The organism is Alcanivorax sp. NBRC 102024, from assembly GCF_001602235.1.
GTDB lineage: Bacteria > Pseudomonadota > Gammaproteobacteria > Pseudomonadales > Alcanivoracaceae > Alcanivorax.
The window spans coordinates 1-18,383 of record NZ_BDAS01000005.1 but is presented as its reverse complement, the minus strand read 5'-3'; the positions used below and the strand labels follow the sequence as shown (position 1 = coordinate 18,383).

Sequence of the window (18,383 nt, the reverse complement as noted above, 5' to 3'; positions counted from 1 at the left end):
GTCCTCTAGAAACTCAATGAAGCCGAAAGCAGTATGATCAGTGTTACGGCGGTAACCACGGCGCTGATAGCCAGACTGTGGTGAATCCAACCGCTTTGCAGGGAGCGGGCACGGTCTCCCCAGCCTCGCACGCCGGCCACCAGGGAGAAGATCAGGCCGTCGATTCGGCGCTCATCTCCTACCCGAACCAAATGCGCCACGGCCAAGCTGGCACGGCCAGTACCCAACACCGCCGCATACAAACCTCGTTCCACGCGCCCGCAACCTCGAGCAATGAAGAGGCCTCCACGGCCGACACTCAGGACGGTCGCGTATAGGCCACGCTCCAGGCGCTGGCAGCCGTAGGCAATGGCCATGGCTGGTCGGCCGATCCAGAAGGTGAGCCCTCCGGAGATGACCAGCCCCGATTGTGCCCAGGGGTGGAAAGGGCCAAGCAGGCGCGGTGCCGGTACCAGCCAGCCCAGCGCCAGGCCGACCACTGCCGCGAGAAGTCCGAACAGCATGGCGGTAGTGCCATGGGCTTCAGGGCCGGGTAAACCCAACAAGGCTTCAATGGGACCGAAGGTCAGACCCAGGAAGACGGCTGGGATTACCAGGGCCCATACTCCCACCCCCATCCAGCGGGCACCGGCGACCGGACGGCTTTCGCTCTCGCCCTCCTCGCGCTCGAGCCATAGCATCCGAAGCGCGCGAGCCAGGTAGGCGCCAGTCAGCAGTGTGCCCGCCAGTGCCAGCGGAGCGAGCCAGGCGGTACTTGGTGCGGACAGCGCGGCGGCGATCACCGCGTCCTTTGAGAAGAAGCCGCTCAGCGGTGGAGCACCCACCAGGGCCATCGCTGCCAATGCGAAGCCGAGGAAAGTCCAGCGCCGATCTCGCCCTACACCCCGCAAGCACCTCAAAGCCGTGCCGCCGCGCGCATGCTGAAATTCACCAGTCGCTAAAAACAGGCCGCTCTTGATGGCGGCATGGGCGAGCAGATGCAGCAACGCCGCCAGCGGCACACCGGCACCGACCGCAATCAGCATCAGACCATACTGACTGGCGGTTGAGGCTGCCAGCAGGCGTTTGAGGTCGCGTTCGGCCAGCGCAATCAGCCCTGCCGCCACGGTAGTAATACCGCCCACCAGCCCAATAGCGAGCAAAACGTTCGGCGCCAGCAGCGGCGCTACGCGGATCAGTAAAATGGCGCCAGCTGCCACCAATGTCGCCGAATGCAACAACGCCGACACCGGTGTTGGCCCCGCCATGGCGCGCATAAGCCAATCCTGCAAGGGGACCTGGGCGGACTTGCCCATGGCGGCCAGCAGCAACAAAAGCCCGGCCGCCACGGCGGTGCCTCCGTCGACATTCAGGGTGGCGGCGATCTGGCTGGTGCCTGCCGCCCCGATGAGGATAAATATAGCGATGTACAGACCAAGGTCGGCGCTGCGGGTGTAGAGAAAGGCACGGCTCGCGGCGTTCGCCGCTTCGGGTCGCTGAAACCAGAAGCCGATCAGCAGGTAACTGCACAACCCGATCAGCTCCCAGGCGACGAGCACCAGAATCCAGTCGCCGGCCAGCACCAGGGCCTGCATGGCGGCAACAAACAGGGACATGAGGGCAAAAAATCGGGGTAAACCGGACTCCCGCTTCATATAGCCCACCGAATAAATCAGTACGCAAGTCGCCACGGCGGCCACCAACACACTGAACAGCGCGGTTAGCGGCTCGGCGGTCAACCGCAAGGGCAGATCCGGCAAGCCTGGCAGCACCAGGGGTGCGGAGTCACCACTGGCGGTCGCCCCTAAAAGCCTAAGGCTTGCCGCCAGGCTGAGTGCGACCCCGGCCAACGCCAAAATAGCCGCTCCCCGGCGCAGCAGCAGAATGGCAGCGGCCGCAAGCAAAGGGAACACTATGGGAAAGACCAGGTCACTCATCCTTTCAGGTCTCCTGCCTCTTCCATCTCGACCGAGCCCTTGGCCCGGAAGCGTGCAATTGCGACGCCGAAACCGACGGCCATCTCCACTGCCATAACCGTCATCACCACCAGCACAAACATCTGTCCGGCGTAGACCTCCGGATGCAGAAAGCGCCAAAAGGCCACCAGGTTCACCAGCGCGCCCGCCAGAATCAGCTCCACGCCCATCATTATCATGACCAGATTAGTCTGCGAGAGCGCGCCATAGATACCGACACCAAAGAGAATGGCGCCGGTCAGAAGTGCCAGGATCAGTACCGGAGTCATTTTGAAGCCTCCTGTTCTTTATCACCGTTTCCCTTGTCGAGCTTTCCTGTGTCGACGCCGGGCTGGCGCACCGGAATCGCTACTGCCGTAGCCGCGATCATTGCGGTCAGGATGGTGATGGCGGCGGTCTCGAAAACCAGCATAGAGCGACCCAACATTTCAAAACCGAGTTCCCGCGTTTGCATTGCGGCATCCGGCGCCTCGGCGACTATCGGTCCCCAATCAGAGAACAGCGCTACCGAGATGGCGGTGGCGGCGGCAATGGCTCCGGCGCCAATCGAAAAGCGCTTCTGGTGGCTCATATCCATCCCGCCAAGCCCACCGGGGTCCATCATGAACATCACCATGAAGATGGCCATGATGCTCATTTCGGTGGCCATCATCATAATCTGCAGCACGCCCAGGAATTCGGCCTGCATGGCCAGAAACATGCAGCCCACGGCGGCCTGCGAAAACAGCAGCGCCAATGCAGAACGCACCATAGACGCAGTACGGAACACCGCCACACCGAAACCAATCGCTGCCAGCCCGAATACGCCGACAAAAAAAGCCTGAACAACCATTAAGGCACCACCAGGATGAGCAATCCGACTATCAAGATATTGAGCAATGCCAGAGGGATCCCGAGCTTCCAGCACCAGCCCAGCAGATCCGCCTCGCGAATACGAGGTAAATAAAAGCCGACCAACAACATCGATACGGCTACCGCCAGAGTCTTGATCAGGCTCCAGGCCCAGGGCGGCAAAAGCGGCCCCTGCCAGCCACCGAGAAAAAACACCGTGGTCGCGGCAGACAGGGTGATTACCATCACCAACCGTGCCAGCCGCAACACTGCCAGGCGCACGCCGGTGTATTCGGCGTCGACCCCGCCGGCCAACTCACCGGGTGCGGTAGGCAGGTCGAAGGGTGAGCGGAACGCCAACGCGATAGCGGCGATGAAAAACAACACAAAGCCCAGCGGTTGGTAAACTATGTTCCATAAACCGGCCTGAGACTCGACGATGGCACTGTTTAGCAGGGACTCAGCGCGCATGGCGGTCGCCGTAATGGGCATGACGATAAGCATGGAGTAGGCGATAAGCTGGCCGAGAAAGCGCCAGCCACCGACCATCGCGTAGGCGCCATTCGGGCCCCAACCCGCCATAATCAGCGATACCAACACATAGGCAAGCACCGCGTTAAGAAACAAGGCGCCGGTGGCCAGATCAGCGATGACCAGATCCGGCGCCAGCGGAAGCACGGCAGCACCGAGCACCGCTACCACCAGCAACAACACTGGCGCGGTCTCGAAAAACAACCGGTCGGGTTTGCGCGCCAGGATGGACTCCCGGCCCAGGTGCGACAGGCCCGCCAGCAGCGGCGCAACCGGTCGCAGGCGGCCGGTCGTTAGCCAGGCCTCAATCACAGCCAGTAACCAAGCGCCAACCAGCAAGGTGAGCAACACTAAGGCGACAGTCATGAGGTCACCTCCCAGGGCGAGAGATCCAGTGACCCGACCGCCACCAGGGCATCGCCCAGCTCCTGGCCCTCGACCAAATCGGCGACCAAGCCGATATGTTGGCTGCAGGCGCTATCCAGCTCGACCGATACCACCTGCCCTCGCTCCTGCGTTAGTCGCAATGTGGCGCGGCCACGCGGCGTTTCCACGGTCGCCTCTCCCGTTCCGGAAGGGTTGTCGATGGCGCGCAGCTTGGGGAGCTCAGGGTCTCCGGCCACCTCCACGAGGTCGAGACTGGTCATGATCTCAACATGCCGCTGCCGGAGACGCGCCCAGGCGTCCCCGGCGCTCTCAGCGCGCATTTCGAAACCCAGCTCGCGATACATTGCATCCGCCTGGCGGGCGTCTTCGGTTCGGCCGGAGGCGCGGGCCACCGTGCCTCGTAGATCCTGGGAGCCGTGGGGCAAAGCTCCGATGCCTTTCAAGCGCGCTTTGAGGAGGGGCGTATGCTCGAGCCGTGCAATGAGCGACTGCAGCGCCGGTCGCAGGGCGACAAGCTGCTCCCGGTCGGCGCGCTGGGTTTCCAATTGCAAAGCCGCCGCACGACGCGTTAACCAGACAAAGCTGAGCTGGCGCCCCAACTGAGCCAGCCAGCCCAGGTGGCTGGCGATGCGCTCGCGCTCAAGAGCGGCCGCCCGGCCCCGCTCGACGGCCGGATCTGGCTCCAGACCGGCCGCCTGCTCGATAGCGCGACAGGCCAAGAGGCGATAACTTACCGGTGCCAACGGCATAGCCGCCGCCAGGCGCTCGATGAAGGTTTCGACCGCCACCTCTTCAGATGACGTGTTCATAGCTACCAGAGATGTTGCTTGGCCCTCGGTCACCCCATCGCCGTCGAGCGTCAAGGTTAGCTTCAATCCGCCCGGCAAACCGGGAAAGCAGGGGCCGAAGGGCACCTCAAGCCAGTCCATTGCCAAACCATCGGCACTGCGGGGCAGGTCTTTGGTAACCTCGACCATGGACATGAATCCGGAACTGTCGTGGTCGTGGTCGTGGTCGTGGTCGTGGTCAGAATGATCATGCCCGTCATGGTCGTGCCCGGAATGGTCATGGTGGTGCTCGTGATCGTGCTCCGACACATCTTCCTTCACGCTCTCGTCTTCTCCGGGCTTATGCGGTTCTAGATCCATGCCGCATTTGGGGCACCTGCCCGGCTCGCTTCTGACTACTTCTGGATGCATGGGACAGATATATTCAGTGCCGGATTGTTCTTGAGCCGGTTCCTGTTGGTGACCGTGATCCTGGCCCTGATGATCCTCATGCTCATGGCAATGAGCATGCTCGTGATCGTCGTCGCCCTGATGCTGTTCGTGGTCATGAGCGTGTTTATGATTCTGGTGATGGCCGTGATGGCGCTCATGACTCTGTCCATGATCATTGTGGTGAGCATGGTGATGATCGTGTCCCTCGCTCTCATGCTTATGATCATGATGATGTTCGTGGTGCTCGTGGCCGCGGTTCTCGTCGTGTTCCCCGGCATCAGAGTCGCCGCCGGCTTCGCGCGCCACCAAGTCCATGCCGCATTTGGGACAGCTACCTGGTTCGTCTTCCACCACTTCTGGGTGCATGGGGCAGACGTATTCGGTTTTGGTTTGCAGGATTGATGAGTCAAAATCGTCGGGCGAGGCGGCGAAGGCGCCTTCGGCCAGCAACCGCTGCAGCCGAGTGGCCGCCTCCATCAGTTCGGTTTGTGAGAGATCCGCAGAAACGTCAGCTTGAGGTAAAGACGAAGGTGCTGACCCACCGAGCACTAGAATAGCTCGCGGCCTAGGCATCTGGGCATAGAGCACTGCTGTGGCCTCATCCAACTTCTGAGATAGCTCACCGACAATCAGAAGCACAGTGGCATCGCGCGGCGTGGCGGCGATGCGCATGTCTGCGGCCGCCAGGTCCAGCCCATGCGCCAGGGCCACTTCCGGCCCAGGGACTACCAGGCAGCTCAAATTGCGCGCCAGAGCCTGCCCAACCCACCTTCGCAGGATAGATGGACGCCCTTTGCGTGCGCCGGCAAGTGTCGTTGCGGCCTCAGACATCACTGCCGCCTCAGAGCGCCCTGGCTCCATCCGTAAAGCAGCCCGAGAAAGAGAATCGCAAGAAACACGCCCATATCAAGTAAAGCAACCAGCCCTACCTCCTTGAACACAACCGCCCAAGGGTACATGTAGGCCATCTCCATATCGAACGCCAAGAACAGCAACGCATAACCGTAATAGCGCGCATGATAACGTCCCCAGACCGGATCGCGTGACAGCACCCCCGCACTCGCCGGCACATCCTTTCCCGGCTCCTGCCGTGTCGCCCCCAAACTACGAGCCAAGCCATAAAGGCTCAACACCGTACCCAGGACACCCAGGGCTAACCCCAGCAGCAATGAGTATTGTTGTGTAGCGCTCATAACGTCTAACTTCTCAAGTTTACTCTGGCACAGGTTCGTGAGATCTAACTCTCTATTGCACAAAAAATATGGAACCCCGTTCAACGAATGGTTCGACGAAGATCAGTTTCAAGTCTAGACACCCTTGCCGGAAGCGCAAACTATCCCTCTACTCACGCGGTCAGAACCTCCGCCTTCTACTGAGTTTTAACAAGTAGATTCGACTACGGCACGTCCTTGAAGTCGCGAATATGCAACAGATCTTCTACCGGGAGAACGGCCACAAACCCGTCGCTGTCGAGCCCCTTGTGGACCGTCCGGGCAATGGTTTTCACTATTTTTTCCGCCCGACCCGCTTCCTCGAATATCTCGGCGCGAACCCAGTCAGCCATAGTGTCCTCTGCATAGTAGTTCCGGTACTCGCCGAAACCGCGTACCTTGGAAACCGTCAAGCCGGACACGCCAATTGCTTTCAGCGCGCCCTCGACTTTTTCAAGTTCTAACGAGGAAAATATTGCCGTTACTTTGCAAAATTTCGTATTCATCATAACTCCACTACATTAAGGAAATTGAGCGACGAGCAACTCAGATCATCCCTTCTTCCAGTAGTTAAACATTCGAAGCTAAACTGCAGTCAAAAACGGTACACACTTCTATTTTCTACGCCTCTTCAAAACTCAGTCGCCACGTTTGTTACATGGCCAATCCGCAAACGCCAGAAAATAGAGAAAGGCAAGATTAACGAGTGGAATCAATATCAAAACGCCCAAAATTCCCGGATACCCAACACGCTGGCAAATACGCCACGTCGGTATCACAACAATAATGGCAACAACCAGCATCCATAACCAGTGGCCCGCGCCCATGGTGTTTCCTAACATGTTACCTTCAATCATATTCGAAGCTCCATTTCAATTGGTTAATTCAGTGGTGATGAGAATGAGTGTGCTCTCCAGTCGGCGGCTCTACCCCCGACGTTTTTTTAAGAAATACCTGCTCGCCAACCGCAATTAGGACCATCGCCACTACGGCCACGCCGATCACGAACGGATCCGTATTCAGTTTGACCCAGACAAAACCTCCGAGCGCCAGTAAATCGAGAGCAATGGCTGTAACGGGTACCCACGCTTTGGCCTTGATGTCCTCACGCAAGTAGCGAAGCACGCCCCAGTGAATGGCGATATCCATTATCAAGTAGAACACAATTCCCAGAGCGGCAATCCGAGACAGATCAAAAAATGCGGTCAGAAACAAGCCCAAAACGACAGTATAGACCAGAGTGTGCTTCTGGATACTCCCAGGCATACCAAAATGATTGTGTGGGACCAGCTTCATTTCAGTCAGCATGGCCAGCATTCGTGAGACCGCAAAAATGCTGGCTAGAATGCCGCCCGCAGTAGCCATCATTGCAATGGCCACCGTGAACCAGACCCCATAGTTTCCCAGTGCTGGGCGCGCGGCAGCGGCCAGGGAATAATCCCGCGTCTCGATGATTTCGGCCAATGAAAGGTTGCTCGCAACAGCGAAACCAACGAGTGTGTAGATCACGACGCAAGCAGCGATAGAAATCACAATGGCACGACCGACATTACGCTTAGGATTTTTCACCTCAGAGCCGCTATTGGTAATGGTCGTAAAGCCTTTAAACGCCAATATCCCCAGAGCCGTAGCCCCCAGGAAGTTGCCTACGGTTCCCGCCTCTCCGGGGCTTGAGAAGTCCACTGAAAGACTGTCCGCGACCCAGATTCCGACCAGCCCGAAAATGATAATGCCCGCAATTTTCAAAATACCGATAAATGAGGCCACGCCCTGGATCAACCGATTACTTGAAAGATTGACCAGAAAGGCGGCGATGATGAGGGACACACCGAGAACAGGCACCATTATGCCGCTCTGGTCGCCACCGAAGAGCTGCATGGTGTAAGAGCCGAAAGTGCGGGCGAGAAAACTCTGGGCAATCACCATGGAAAAATACATCAGCAGAGCGTTGAACGCTGTTGGCAAGCGATTGCCATAGGCCTTGTGCAAATACATGCCAATGCCACCGGCGGACGGGTAGGCATTGGAAATCTTGATGTACGAATAGGCGCTGAAGCTGACGATGACGGCGGCGGCCAGGAACGCCAACGGGAAAAGGACGCCGGTCATCTGCGCCATCTGCCCGGTAAGCGCAAAGATACCGGCGCCAATCATGACACCGGTACCCAGCATGACCGTACCCGATAATGTCAAACTTCCTTCCTGATAACGCGTTGTTCTATCATCGTCCTTAGCCATAAAGCCTCCGGGCTGTTAAGTTGGTTTATCTACTCTATGAAATCAGAACCAAATGCGGGCGCCAATGACGAGGCCGGTTTCGGAGTCGTCTCCGCCTCCGGCACGTATCTGGTCAGCCTTGTCCCCCAGAGAGCGGCTCCAATAGGCACCAATGTAGGGAGCAAATTCTCTGGACAGTTCGTACCGATAGCGTAATCCCACACGAATATCATTCAATCCGGTGGGGCGATCGTACGCTTCAGCATCGGTCAATGCGGCGGCAACTTCCAAACGCGGCTGCAGGTAGGACACCTGGGTCAGGCGCAGGTCGTATTCGGCCTCAATGGTCGCGGCGATGTCGCCATCCTCATTCACCGTAATGGAGTTATCCATCTCAAACCGATAGGGGGCCACACCGAACAGGCTGAACACCAGGTAGTTCTCGCGCTCCGCCCCCGACGCCAACGACCCCCGGGTACCAATACCCCCCTGTAGCTCCCAGAACGGGGCAATCAGACGACTGGCCAGCACCTCCGCGCTCTCCAGCTCAGTGGGCTCGCCATCATCCTTCTGGTTTTCGCCTTCGCTCTTGAAATAGATTCGATTTCTGTCGCTACCGTACCAGGCCAGCATATCCCAGACGAGCACGTCTTCGTCGTTATCGGTCCGGGTGACTTCCAGTCGGTCAAACAGAATCTGGCCGGTTCGATAGGATTTAACGGGCTCGGGCCAGTCGTCTTCGGCGTGGCCCGCCCACACCGGGCCGCTCACTCCAGCCAGCACCAGAGACACAACGATCTCCAATTTTCTCATAATTCCTCCTTAGCTGACGTTGACGACGCGGAACATGCCTGCCTTCATGTGATACAGCAGATGGCAGTGAAAAGCCCAGCTGCCGGGCGCATCAGCGCTGATTTGCAACGAGACCACCTCACTGGGTTTAAGGCTGATAGTGTGTTTTCGAGGACGGGGGTATTGGCCGTTTTCAAGCTCCATCCACATGCCATGCAAATGGATGGGGTGATCCATCATGGTGTCATTCACCATGATCAGACGCAGACGCTCTCCATGGTTGAACTCTACGGGACCATCGACTTCGGTAAACTTCACCCCATCAAAGGACCACATGTATTTCTCCATGTTGCCGGTGAGGTGAAGCTCAATGTCCCGTTCCGGCTCCCTTTCGTCTGGCCAGGGATGAGCGCCGATCAGATCGCCATAGACCAGAACGCGATGATCCACATCCTCAAGGCCAACGCCAGGCTCGTTTAGCCGGCTGACCGGATTGCGAGCAATCATCGCTGCGGCGGGACCATGGCCACCCGGTGCGTGCTCGATGCCAAGATCCGGGGCCGAAGGCCGTTGTTGAGATGCCGCCATACCCCCGCCATGGTCACCGTGCATCTCATGCTGGCCCCCCATACCGGATTCATCGCCCTTGGAAGACGACATATCCATGCCATCCATATCGTGGCTCATTCCCATGGCCGCCATACCCCGCTCGGGCACCGGCCGCAAATCGGGCACCTGTGCTTGCTGCCCCACCTCCGTTGCGAGCGTGCCCCGGACATAACCGCTGCGGTCCATACTCTCCGCGAACAGCGTATAGGGCCGGTCGCTTTTCGGCGTCACGATGACATCGTAGGTTTCCGCCACGCCGATACGGAATTCATCGACTGTGACTGGCTTGATCGGTTGACCGTCGGCGGAGACCACCACCATCTCAAGGCCCGGAATGCGAAAATCAAAAAACGACATGGCCGATCCATTGATGATTCTCAACCGGACCTTTTCGCCGGGCTTGTACAGCGCTGTCCAGTTTGTTGCATTATCACGGCCATTCATCAGATAGGTATAGGTGGATCCGGTCACATCCAGCAAATCCCGGGAGCTCATGCGCATTGTGTTCCACATGGACCGCTGTTCCAAGGTTTTCGCCAGCCCTTGACGGCGGATATCGGCAAAAGTGTCCCCCAAGGTTCGCTGCTGGTAATTGTAGTAGCCCTCCGCGACGGTCAGGTTGCGGAATACCTCGTGAGGGTCTTCAAAAGTCCAGTCGCTCAGGATGATCACATGCTCCCGGTCCGCGCCTATATCGCCGTCGGCCGGATCAATCACCAGTGGCCCCAGGTGCCCCAACTGCTCCTGCAGTCCCGAGTGGCTGTGATACCAATAGGTTCCATTTTGTTGAACGTCGTATTCGTACTGAAAGGTTTCTCCTGGCTTGATACCGGGAAAGCTCACGCCGGGCACACCATCCATGTTCTCGGGCAGAATGATGCCGTGCCAATGAATTGAGGTGTCATCAGCAAGCGAGTTGGTAACGTTCAGGCGAGCTCTCTGTCCTTCTTTCAACCTGATCAACGGCCCGGGCATGCTGCCGTTGATGGTGATCGGTCTGCCGACCTTTCCACCAATGTTCATATCCGCCCGGCGAATATGCAGATCAACCGCTGGATTCGCATTGACGACATCGCTATAGCTTCGCCCCAGAGGAGACGCCCAGGTCGGTGCCATCCTCGCCATGGCGAGGGCCGATGCCGCCCCGAGCGCTGATTTGATAAACCGTCGACGGCCCGCTTCTACTGGTTTTTCCATCATGTAACCTCTAATCTCGTTACCTGCTTGTCTCTCGCAAAAAACTTCTGACTTCGGCGACCAGCGTGGCGCAATTACCCAAGTCAATGATGATTGGCGTCATCGGCTCCCCGGGTGGTCAAGATTTGGTACTGCTCGGGCGACAGCTCGGGTAGACGCCGCAAGAAGGCCACCATATCCCAAATCCGTTCGTCATCATGGTTCGGCCCCCAGGCCGGCATGCCCGATGCCTTGATACCGTGCTTAATAACCCAAAAGCGTTTTCGGGCCTGCGACTCAAGGGCCTCTTCATCTTGATGCTGTTGCGTCAGATTCGGTGGCTGGGGGTTGAGGCCCAGTGCGAAGTCACTCTGAGCCTTACCCGGCTTGAGATGGCAACCGGCACACATGTCGTTGTAGTCGGCACCCCCCGCCAGTAGGCGGTCGGACGTATCCAGATCCGCTGGCACCTCGATCTCGTCCGACGCCCGGTCAACCGAGCGCTCGCGCAGCGTCTCCAGCGCCCAGTAGGTCAGAGGGGTGTGCCGATCATCCGCACCGACGGGATACAAGCCCGAGTAGATGAGCGCCCCGCCCGCCGCTATGGCGAAAACGAGTGCAAGGACCAGGCACTTGGTGCAAGACAAAAACCCAGGGGCCGCCATGTGCCCTCCTTCATGCTCTAGTGGTCGTGATTGGACTTACGCGGCGCGTCATCATCGGACTCGGAGTGCTTGTGCTGGGACTCCTTCGAGTCGGCATCACTCTTATCCATGTGGTGCTTGCACTTCTTCATCATGGCCTGCATGACCGGATCATCCATATCCATTTCGGAGTGGTCCATTTCCTTCATTTCCGAGCAGTTCGGTTTTTCGTCCCCCTCCATATGCTCCGAAGGTTCATGCGCCTGCACTGACAGGGCCAACAGAAGCGCCGGCAGGGTGGTCAACCAAAGTAGTGGTTTGTGTGTCATGGGGTAACTCCTCAAGTACAACGAAGGTGAACGGCAATTCAGTTTTTTCAGCAACTGAGTCTCAGACTAACAAACAGGCCCTGTCTGCCAGATGACTCGAACATTACATTTTTGTAATGTTCGTGTAACCTTGTCGTTGGACACAGTCAGCTACACTCGCGCGATACGGATCAGAAGAGGTGCTTCATGCGACTGCTGGTGGTAGAGGACGAAGTAAAGACAGGTGACTATCTGCGCCAAGGCTTGACCGAAGCCGGCTTTATGGTCGAGCTGGCGCGCAACGGGCTCGACGGCCACCACTTGGCGATGACGGAGTCATTCGAGCTGATCGTTCTGGACGTCATGCTGCCAGATGTGGACGGATGGCGCATCGTGCAGTCATTGCGCGAAGCTGGCCGCCAGACGCCGGTGCTGTTTCTCACCGCCCGCGACGCGGTAGATGATCGTGTTAAGGGCCTGGAGCTGGGAGCGGACGATTACCTCGTAAAACCGTTTGCCTTTACGGAACTTCTGGCCCGAATACGCACCTTGCTGCGCCGGCCGTCCACACCGACCCTATCGGAACAGCTGGAAATCGCCGACCTGTCCCTTGATCTACCAAAACACCGCGTTACCCGCGCCGGAAAGAGGATCAATCTCAGCCACAAAGAATTTTGCCTTCTGGAGCTTTTGGTCCGTCGGCGTGGTGAGGTGTTGCCTCGTTCGCTCATTGCTTCCCAGGTATGGGACATGAACTTCGATTCCGACACCAACGTGATCGATGTGGCCATTCGTCGGCTGAGGGCCAAAATTGACGATGATTTCGAGCCCAGACTGATTCACACAGTGCGCGGCATGGGGTACAAGCTTGACGTGGAAACCGACGATGAAGATCACTGACCGGCCACCACTGTCGCTGGCCGCCCGGGTCATGATATTTGTGGGACTGGCGATTGGGCTCAGCCTCATCTTGATCGGAAGTCTGCTCCTCAGTGCCGTTGAGCGTCACTTTGCCGAACAGGATGCCGGTGAACTAGCGGTGATGACCCAAGCCGTCGCCAAAACCTTGCTGAACGGTGGCAACGATTCCGCACAACAGAGTGATGCCCTGGCCAACGCCATATCCGGACATCACGGTGTCTTTTTCCAGGTTCGAAAGGCGCAAGGCGACATTATCTACAGCATGCCAGGAGCCAACCTGACTCAAGTAACCGACACGCTCGCCCCCACCTCCGAAATTAACGTAGAAAACGTGCAAACCTGGCAGGACGGCGATAAGACCTTCCGGGGTGTAGTCTCTGACGTTGAAGTCGGGGGCCGAAGCTACTCAATCACTACGGCGATTGACATGGGCTTCCACCTGGAGTTTCTGCGAAGCTTTCGCCGTGCTTTGTGGCTTATCATGACCCTAGCCGGTGCTATTACCCTTCTGGCCGCCTGGTATGGCATTCATCAGGCCCATGCTCCCCTGCGCAGGCTATCCGACAGGATGGGAGACATCCAGGCCGACCGACTCCATGTGCGCTTCGACCCCGCCTCGGTGCCATCGGAATTACAGGGCCTGGTAATCTCGTTCAATCACATGATCGGGCGGCTGGAAGACAGCTTTACTCGCCTATCGCATTTCTCGGCCGACATCGCACACGAATTGCGGACACCGCTCACCAATCTTATCACCCAGACCCAGGTTGGGCTGGGAAAGGCCAGAGCCTCCGAGGAGTATCGTGAGCTTCTGTACTCCAATCTGGAAGAGCAGGAACGACTGGCCAAGATGGTCAATGACATGCTGTGGCTGGCCAAAAGCGACCATGGCCTGCTCAAGCCGGTACAGACACCATTGGATTTAGCGAGAGAGGTGCATGCGCTGTTCGATTTTTTCGAGGCACTGGCGGAAGAGAAGCGTATCAGCCTGACACTGGAAGGTCAGGCACCGACGATACTGGGCGACCGCGCTATGCTGCGACAGGCAATTTCCAACCTTTTGTCCAACGCCATTCGCTACACACCGTCGGGTCAAACAGTACTGGTACGGCTGGTCCGGCTCTCGGATCGTCGCGTTTCTCTGAGTGTGCTGAACCCTGGACCGGAGATTCCCTCCGAGCATTTGCCCAACATTTTTGACCGCTTTTACCGTGCCGATCCTTCGAGGACCCGCCAAAGCGAAGGTGCGGGGCTCGGCTTGGCTATTGTAAGATCAATCGTCGAGGTTCATGGTGGTCAGGCGGAAGCGGCCTCCTCCCCAACTAGAACCACGTTTACCCTCTATTTCCCTGCTACCCAAAGCCACGCCTAACCGACGATATGAGCTACGCCGAATATAACGGATTTTGAGACGCGCGAGTCGTTCTTCGCAAAACGGACTTCGGGGGGATACACTGGGTCCACATTCATCAATGACTATAAAAAAGCGCAGGCGGTGAAGGTCGGTGGAAGAAAAAAGCGCCGACTTCCCCGACGCACTTATTGTGAACTGTAGTGGTCAACTAATACCGGACAGTGATTTAGGTTTTTCTTCGGCCACCGCAGGGGCGATCCCGCCGTTGTAGCTGTGAGGCCTGTGGTAATTGTAGTAACCCATCAGATAGTCACCGATATCTTTCTTTGCTTCGGGCAAGTTGCGGTAGCCCATCGTAGGCACCCACTCTGATTTGAGGCTGCGGAACAGCCTTTCCATTGGCGCATTGTCCCAACAGTTGCCCCGCCGGCTCATGCTTTGCTGCATTCGATAGCGCCATAACCGCTGCCGGAACACTCGGCTGGCATATTGGCTGCCCTGATCCGAGTGGAACATGAGTTTCTCAGGTTGACCGCGTTGCTCCCAGGCATGTTCCAACGCCTTCACCACCAGATCTGCATCCGGGCTGCTGGAGATCGCCCAGCCAACAACCCGTCGTGCATAGAGATCCAGAACAACAGCCAGATAACTCCAGCACTGCCCCGTCCAGATATAGGTGATATCTCCGCACCACACCTGATTCGGGGTTGCCATCGTAAACTCTCGATCCAGATGGTTCGGTATATCTGGCCGCTCTACTGTCGCCTGCTTGTAAGCATGAGGCCCAGGCTGCTTACAGATCAGCCCGAGTTCACGCATAAGACTGCGTACCTTGAAGCGACCAACTTCCTCCCCTTGCTCATTGAGGAGCCCTTGTATCGTACGGCTTCCCGCCGAGCTGCGACTCTGATTGAACAAGCGGTTCACTTTGGCTTTCAAGGCCACACGCTCCGCATCGATACGACGGCTCCGCTTACGGTGTTCGTAGTAACAGGAACGATGCACATTAAACGCTGAACAGACCAATTCCACAGGCTCTTGCTCACTTAATTGGTCAATCAGCGCGTACGATTCCAGTCGTCCGACATCAAGAGAGCAGTAGCCTTTTTTAGAATGTTCTTCTCCCGTTCCAGGCGCTCACACCGAGCCTCAAGCTCCTGTATTCGGCGCTGTTCCGGGGTAAGAGCCTTGCCTTTGGGGGTAACACCTTGGCGTTCAGCCTCAAGCTGCTTAACCCAGCGCCGCAGCGCGCTCTCGACTACACCAAGCGATGTGCTGGCTTGGGGAACGGTGTAGCCTTGGTCCAGCACCAAGCTGGCGGCTTCCTGCTTGAATTCAGGTGTAAAGGATCGTCGTTTTCTGGTCATATGACACCTCGCTTAAGGTGGTGATTTTACCACCCTACGTTGGTGTCCGGATTCATTAGACCACTACACAAGGTCGAAATACAAGGGCAGCAAAACGGCGCTGACTCCCCCTCAATGACTTCCAAGACTTGGCTTAGTATGGCGCCTGACTGCAGAAGACCGACCTGACTCAACCCACTTTCCAAATAATTTCAAACATATATCACCTCCATGAAGCCAGGAAGGAATGGCCTTCCTGGCCCCATCTCATGGAGGTTCCATGATCATTCAATGTCCGTCCTGCCGCTCTATCCGGGTCGTCGCCCTAGGAAATGGCCGCAAGGTCGGCGGTTCTGTAGGCACAGTTGCTGGTGCCGCGAGTGGCATCGCCATGGCCACCAGTGGCGCTCGCGTGGGCGCCACCGTCGGCCTGGCGTTTGGTCCTGCCGGGTCTGCGATTGGCGGCATCGCCGGTGCCGTACTTGGCGGCCTGGCTGGAGGCGTCGCTGGCGGTGAGGCCGGTGCTGCGCTGGGCGCCAAGCTCGACGAGACCTATCTCGACAACCTGGAATGCCTGGATTGCGGGCATAGCTTCCGTCTCAATACCGAGTAAGCCCCATCCCTTCCCCCTTGATCCCGAAGCCCGCCATGTGCGGGCTTTTTTATGCCGTTTTGGAGTTTCTATGGATATCCCCACTTTCGTAAAGAACGAGCAGGGCCTGTACCACGTACAGGGCTGCGTTAAACCCGAGGAGATTATCAGTACCGCTGCCACCATCCTGCTGGATGAACTGACCGGTCGGGAGGCACTCACCTCTCCCACCGATGTCGCCCAGTTCCTGCAGATGGCCCTGGCCCAGGAGAAGAACGAGGTCTTCGCGGCCATTTTCCTCAACAACAAGCACAAGGTGCTCAGTTTCGAACCCTTGTTCAACGGCACCATTGATGGCGCAGCGGTGTATCCCCGTGTGGTGGTACAGCAGGCTCTGGCCTGCAATGCCGCTGCCGTGATCTTCGCCCATAACCATCCCTCCGGGTGCTGTGAGCCCTCCCAGGCTGATCGCACCATTACTACCCGGCTGAAGGACGCTCTGGCCCTGATCGATGTGCGGGTCCTGGATCACTTCGTCGTGTCCCGCTCCGAGTGGGTCAGCTTGGCCCAGCGTGGCTGGCTCTGAGCCTTCGCTCTTCTGCTTTTGCTCTACGCATGCCCCCCCCTCTTCTCACTCGTTAATCCGCCCGCTTCGGGCTCATCGTTATTCCTGGAGATTTACCATGGCACATCTTGTCGAAAGCATGGCCTATGCAGGCCGTACACCCTGGCACGGGCTGGGTAACCAGCTCGCTGCCCAACAACCCCTCAATGTCTGGATGCAGGAAGCCGGCATGGACTGGGAGATACGTGAAACCCCTGTCCGCTTCATTAGCAGTGAGGCCGGTGCGCTCGGCCAGATCTCATCCTTCCCGGATCAGAAGGTGCTGTTCCGCTCAGACAATCAGGCACCTCTGTCCGTAGTGAGTAACCGCTTCAAGGTGGTGCAGCCCCGGCAGATCCTGGAGTTTTACCGGGATCTCACCGAGCGCTCTGGCTTTGAACTGGAAACCGCTGGCGTCCTTAAAGGGGGCCGCAAGTTGTGGGCCCTTGCCCGCACGGGGCAAACGGGTTCCTTGGCAGGCAATGACCAGACCAACGGCTATGTGCTGCTGGCCACCGCCTGTGACGGCACTCTGGCTACCACTGCCCAGTTCACCAGCATCCGGGTGGTGTGCAATAACACCCTGGCGGTTGCTCTCAATGGCGCCGGCCAGGCGGTGAAGGTCCGCCACAACACCACGTTCGATGCTCAGGCCGTCAAGAAGCAGCTGGGGATCTCCGTCTCCGCCTGGGATGACTTCATGTACCGGCTGAAGGCCCTGAGCGAGCGGCGCATCACCCGCAAGACCGCCGAGAAGGTCATGCGCTCGGTCTTCACCGATGTGAACTACTCATCGGGTGACATGCTGGTGAAACCCAACGAGCACGCCATGAAAAAGGCCATGACCCTGTATGACGGGTCCGGTCGCGGTGCGGAGCTGCCGTCTGCCAAGAACACGGCCTACGGCCTGCTGAATGCCGTAACCGAGTTCGTGGACCACGAACGTCGCGCCCGCAGTACCGACAATCGACTGGATTCCGCCTGGTTCGGCAAGGGTGCCCAGATCAAGCAGCGGGCCCTGAGCCAGACCCTGGAACTGGTGGCCTGACTGATTCCCGACTCACTCTTTTCCCTCGACTAAAGCCCGACCCGCTCTGTGCCGGTCGGGCTTTTTATTGTTTGGAGCCTGACCATGACAGAACCTAATCACGATAACCGTGTGGGCCCGGAAGCCAGACTCTCTGCGCCCCCCCTCTCCCCGCATCTGGCCGCCATCTGGGGCGCCTTTCTCCATGAGGGGATGATGCTGAACAAGGAGCGCGGTACCCGGCTTCTGGAGATCTGGGGTAATGGCTGTATCGAACTGATCAGCACCCTGTGTGACTTCATCCCCGATATCTGGAAACAGGTGCAACCCTACTGGTACGGCCCGCAAGGGTTTCCTGGGGTGTTCGAGTACGAGGTGGTGTCCATCCTGGGCGAACAGCTGGGCACCTATCTGCTCGACAATGACGGCAATCTGCCATCCAACGCCGACATCCAACAGATGATCACCGATCTGGTAGTCACCTTCTTCAGTCAAGGCGGCAGTCATGAGATCCCCTCGGATCAGACGCCCCAGACCCATCGGCTGATCAATCTCCATGATCGCTTTACCGAGCGGCTGACCCAACTGGAAGGAGGTCACTCATGAGCACTCCCCGCGCTATCAAACCCTCATCCCGTCCGGCCCTGCGTCTGGTGTC

20 protein-coding genes are annotated in these 18,383 nt (G+C 58.0%); 6 read left to right on the top strand and 14 right to left on the bottom strand.

Annotation, left to right across the window (positions count from 1 at the left end; translation table 11 throughout):
• Positions 1-5: 5 nt before the first annotated feature.
• From A0251_RS09515 to A0251_RS09450, 13 genes are all read right to left on the bottom strand, one after another.
• The gene (locus A0251_RS09515; RefSeq protein ID WP_062816628.1) at positions 6-1,916 is read right to left on the bottom strand and encodes an NADH-quinone oxidoreductase subunit L; all 1,911 of its coding nucleotides are present in this window, start codon (positions 1,914-1,916) and stop codon (positions 6-8) included.
• The gene (nuoK, locus tag A0251_RS09510) at positions 1,913-2,224 is read right to left on the bottom strand and encodes an NADH-quinone oxidoreductase subunit NuoK (RefSeq protein WP_008930119.1); all 312 of its coding nucleotides are present in this window, start codon (positions 2,222-2,224) and stop codon (positions 1,913-1,915) included. Before nuoK ends, A0251_RS09515 begins: the two co-directional genes overlap by 4 nt.
• The gene (locus A0251_RS09505) at positions 2,221-2,787 is read right to left on the bottom strand and encodes an NADH-quinone oxidoreductase subunit J (protein WP_008930118.1); all 567 of its coding nucleotides are present in this window, start codon (positions 2,785-2,787) and stop codon (positions 2,221-2,223) included. Before A0251_RS09505 ends, nuoK begins: the two co-directional genes overlap by 4 nt.
• Positions 2,787-3,683: a complex I subunit 1 family protein gene (locus A0251_RS09500; RefSeq protein WP_008930117.1), complete on the bottom strand. Its 897-nt coding sequence runs from the start codon at positions 3,681-3,683 to the stop codon at positions 2,787-2,789. Before A0251_RS09500 ends, A0251_RS09505 begins: the two co-directional genes overlap by 1 nt.
• A complete protein-coding gene (locus A0251_RS09495) occupies positions 3,680-5,290 on the bottom strand; it encodes a heavy metal-binding domain-containing protein (RefSeq protein ID WP_304438781.1) in 1,611 nt (536 codons plus the stop codon). The genes A0251_RS09500 and A0251_RS09495 overlap by 4 nt, the downstream gene beginning before the upstream one ends.
• Before the next feature lie 464 nt (positions 5,291-5,754).
• The gene (locus tag A0251_RS09485) at positions 5,755-6,117 is read right to left on the bottom strand and encodes an NADH-quinone oxidoreductase subunit A (RefSeq protein WP_062816625.1); all 363 of its coding nucleotides are present in this window, start codon (positions 6,115-6,117) and stop codon (positions 5,755-5,757) included.
• Positions 6,118-6,320: 203 nt separating this feature from the next.
• Entirely contained in the window at positions 6,321-6,641 is a 321-nt protein-coding gene (locus A0251_RS09480) for a P-II family nitrogen regulator (protein WP_062816624.1), read from the bottom strand.
• A gap of 132 nt (positions 6,642-6,773) precedes the next feature.
• Positions 6,774-6,992 carry a hypothetical protein gene (locus A0251_RS09475; RefSeq protein WP_062816623.1) on the bottom strand — a complete coding sequence of 73 codons (219 nt, stop codon included), beginning with the start codon at positions 6,990-6,992 and terminating at the stop codon, positions 6,774-6,776.
• A 28-nt stretch (positions 6,993-7,020) separates the two neighbouring features.
• Complete coding sequence (locus A0251_RS09470) at positions 7,021-8,373, bottom strand: APC family permease (protein WP_082810826.1); 1,353 nt, start codon at positions 8,371-8,373, stop codon at positions 7,021-7,023.
• A 42-nt stretch (positions 8,374-8,415) separates the two neighbouring features.
• Positions 8,416-9,165 carry a copper resistance protein B gene (locus A0251_RS09465; RefSeq protein WP_062816622.1) on the bottom strand — a complete coding sequence of 250 codons (750 nt, stop codon included), beginning with the start codon at positions 9,163-9,165 and terminating at the stop codon, positions 8,416-8,418.
• Positions 9,166-9,174: 9 nt separating this feature from the next.
• The gene (locus A0251_RS09460) at positions 9,175-10,950 is read right to left on the bottom strand and encodes a copper resistance system multicopper oxidase (RefSeq protein WP_062816621.1); all 1,776 of its coding nucleotides are present in this window, start codon (positions 10,948-10,950) and stop codon (positions 9,175-9,177) included.
• Between the two features lie 83 nt (positions 10,951-11,033).
• Positions 11,034-11,594 carry a cytochrome c gene (locus tag A0251_RS09455; RefSeq protein WP_062816620.1) on the bottom strand — a complete coding sequence of 187 codons (561 nt, stop codon included), beginning with the start codon at positions 11,592-11,594 and terminating at the stop codon, positions 11,034-11,036.
• Between the two features lie 17 nt (positions 11,595-11,611).
• On the bottom strand, positions 11,612-11,902 hold the full coding sequence (locus tag A0251_RS09450; protein WP_062816619.1) for a hypothetical protein: 291 nt from the start codon (positions 11,900-11,902) through the stop codon (positions 11,612-11,614).
• A gap of 186 nt (positions 11,903-12,088) precedes the next feature.
• Here A0251_RS09450 and A0251_RS09445 point away from each other — a divergent pair, with 186 nt between their 5' ends.
• Complete coding sequence (locus A0251_RS09445; RefSeq protein WP_008930105.1) at positions 12,089-12,781, top strand: heavy metal response regulator transcription factor; 693 nt, start codon at positions 12,089-12,091, stop codon at positions 12,779-12,781.
• A complete protein-coding gene (locus A0251_RS09440; RefSeq protein ID WP_008930104.1) occupies positions 12,768-14,174 on the top strand; it encodes a heavy metal sensor histidine kinase in 1,407 nt (468 codons plus the stop codon). The genes A0251_RS09445 and A0251_RS09440 overlap by 14 nt, the downstream gene beginning before the upstream one ends.
• Before the next feature lie 186 nt (positions 14,175-14,360).
• Here the strand turns inward: A0251_RS09440 and A0251_RS09435 are convergent.
• Positions 14,361-15,523 (bottom strand): IS3 family transposase gene (locus tag A0251_RS09435; RefSeq protein WP_119917345.1). Its coding sequence is split into 2 segments (ribosomal slippage): positions 14,361-15,268 and positions 15,268-15,523, totalling 1,164 coding nucleotides; the frame shifts between segments, so codons are not numbered across the junction.
• A gap of 259 nt (positions 15,524-15,782) precedes the next feature.
• On the opposite strand from A0251_RS09435, the gene A0251_RS17170 reads away from it, so the two are divergent.
• The 4 genes from A0251_RS17170 to A0251_RS09410 all read left to right on the top strand — a co-directional run bounded on the left by A0251_RS17170 (position 15,783) and on the right by A0251_RS09410 (position 18,331).
• Entirely contained in the window at positions 15,783-16,115 is a 333-nt protein-coding gene (locus tag A0251_RS17170) for a hypothetical protein (protein WP_082810825.1), read from the top strand.
• Positions 16,116-16,185: 70 nt separating this feature from the next.
• Positions 16,186-16,680, top strand: a complete 495-nt coding sequence (gene radC / locus A0251_RS09420) for a DNA repair protein RadC (RefSeq protein ID WP_008929384.1) — start codon at positions 16,186-16,188, stop codon at positions 16,678-16,680.
• 97 nt (positions 16,681-16,777) lie between these two features.
• Positions 16,778-17,746 (top strand): DUF932 domain-containing protein, encoded by a 969-nt coding sequence (locus A0251_RS09415; protein ID WP_008929383.1) that lies wholly within the window; start codon positions 16,778-16,780, stop codon positions 17,744-17,746.
• A gap of 84 nt (positions 17,747-17,830) precedes the next feature.
• The gene (locus tag A0251_RS09410) at positions 17,831-18,331 is read left to right on the top strand and encodes a hypothetical protein (RefSeq protein WP_231874209.1); all 501 of its coding nucleotides are present in this window, start codon (positions 17,831-17,833) and stop codon (positions 18,329-18,331) included.
• Positions 18,332-18,383: the final 52 nt, after the last annotated feature.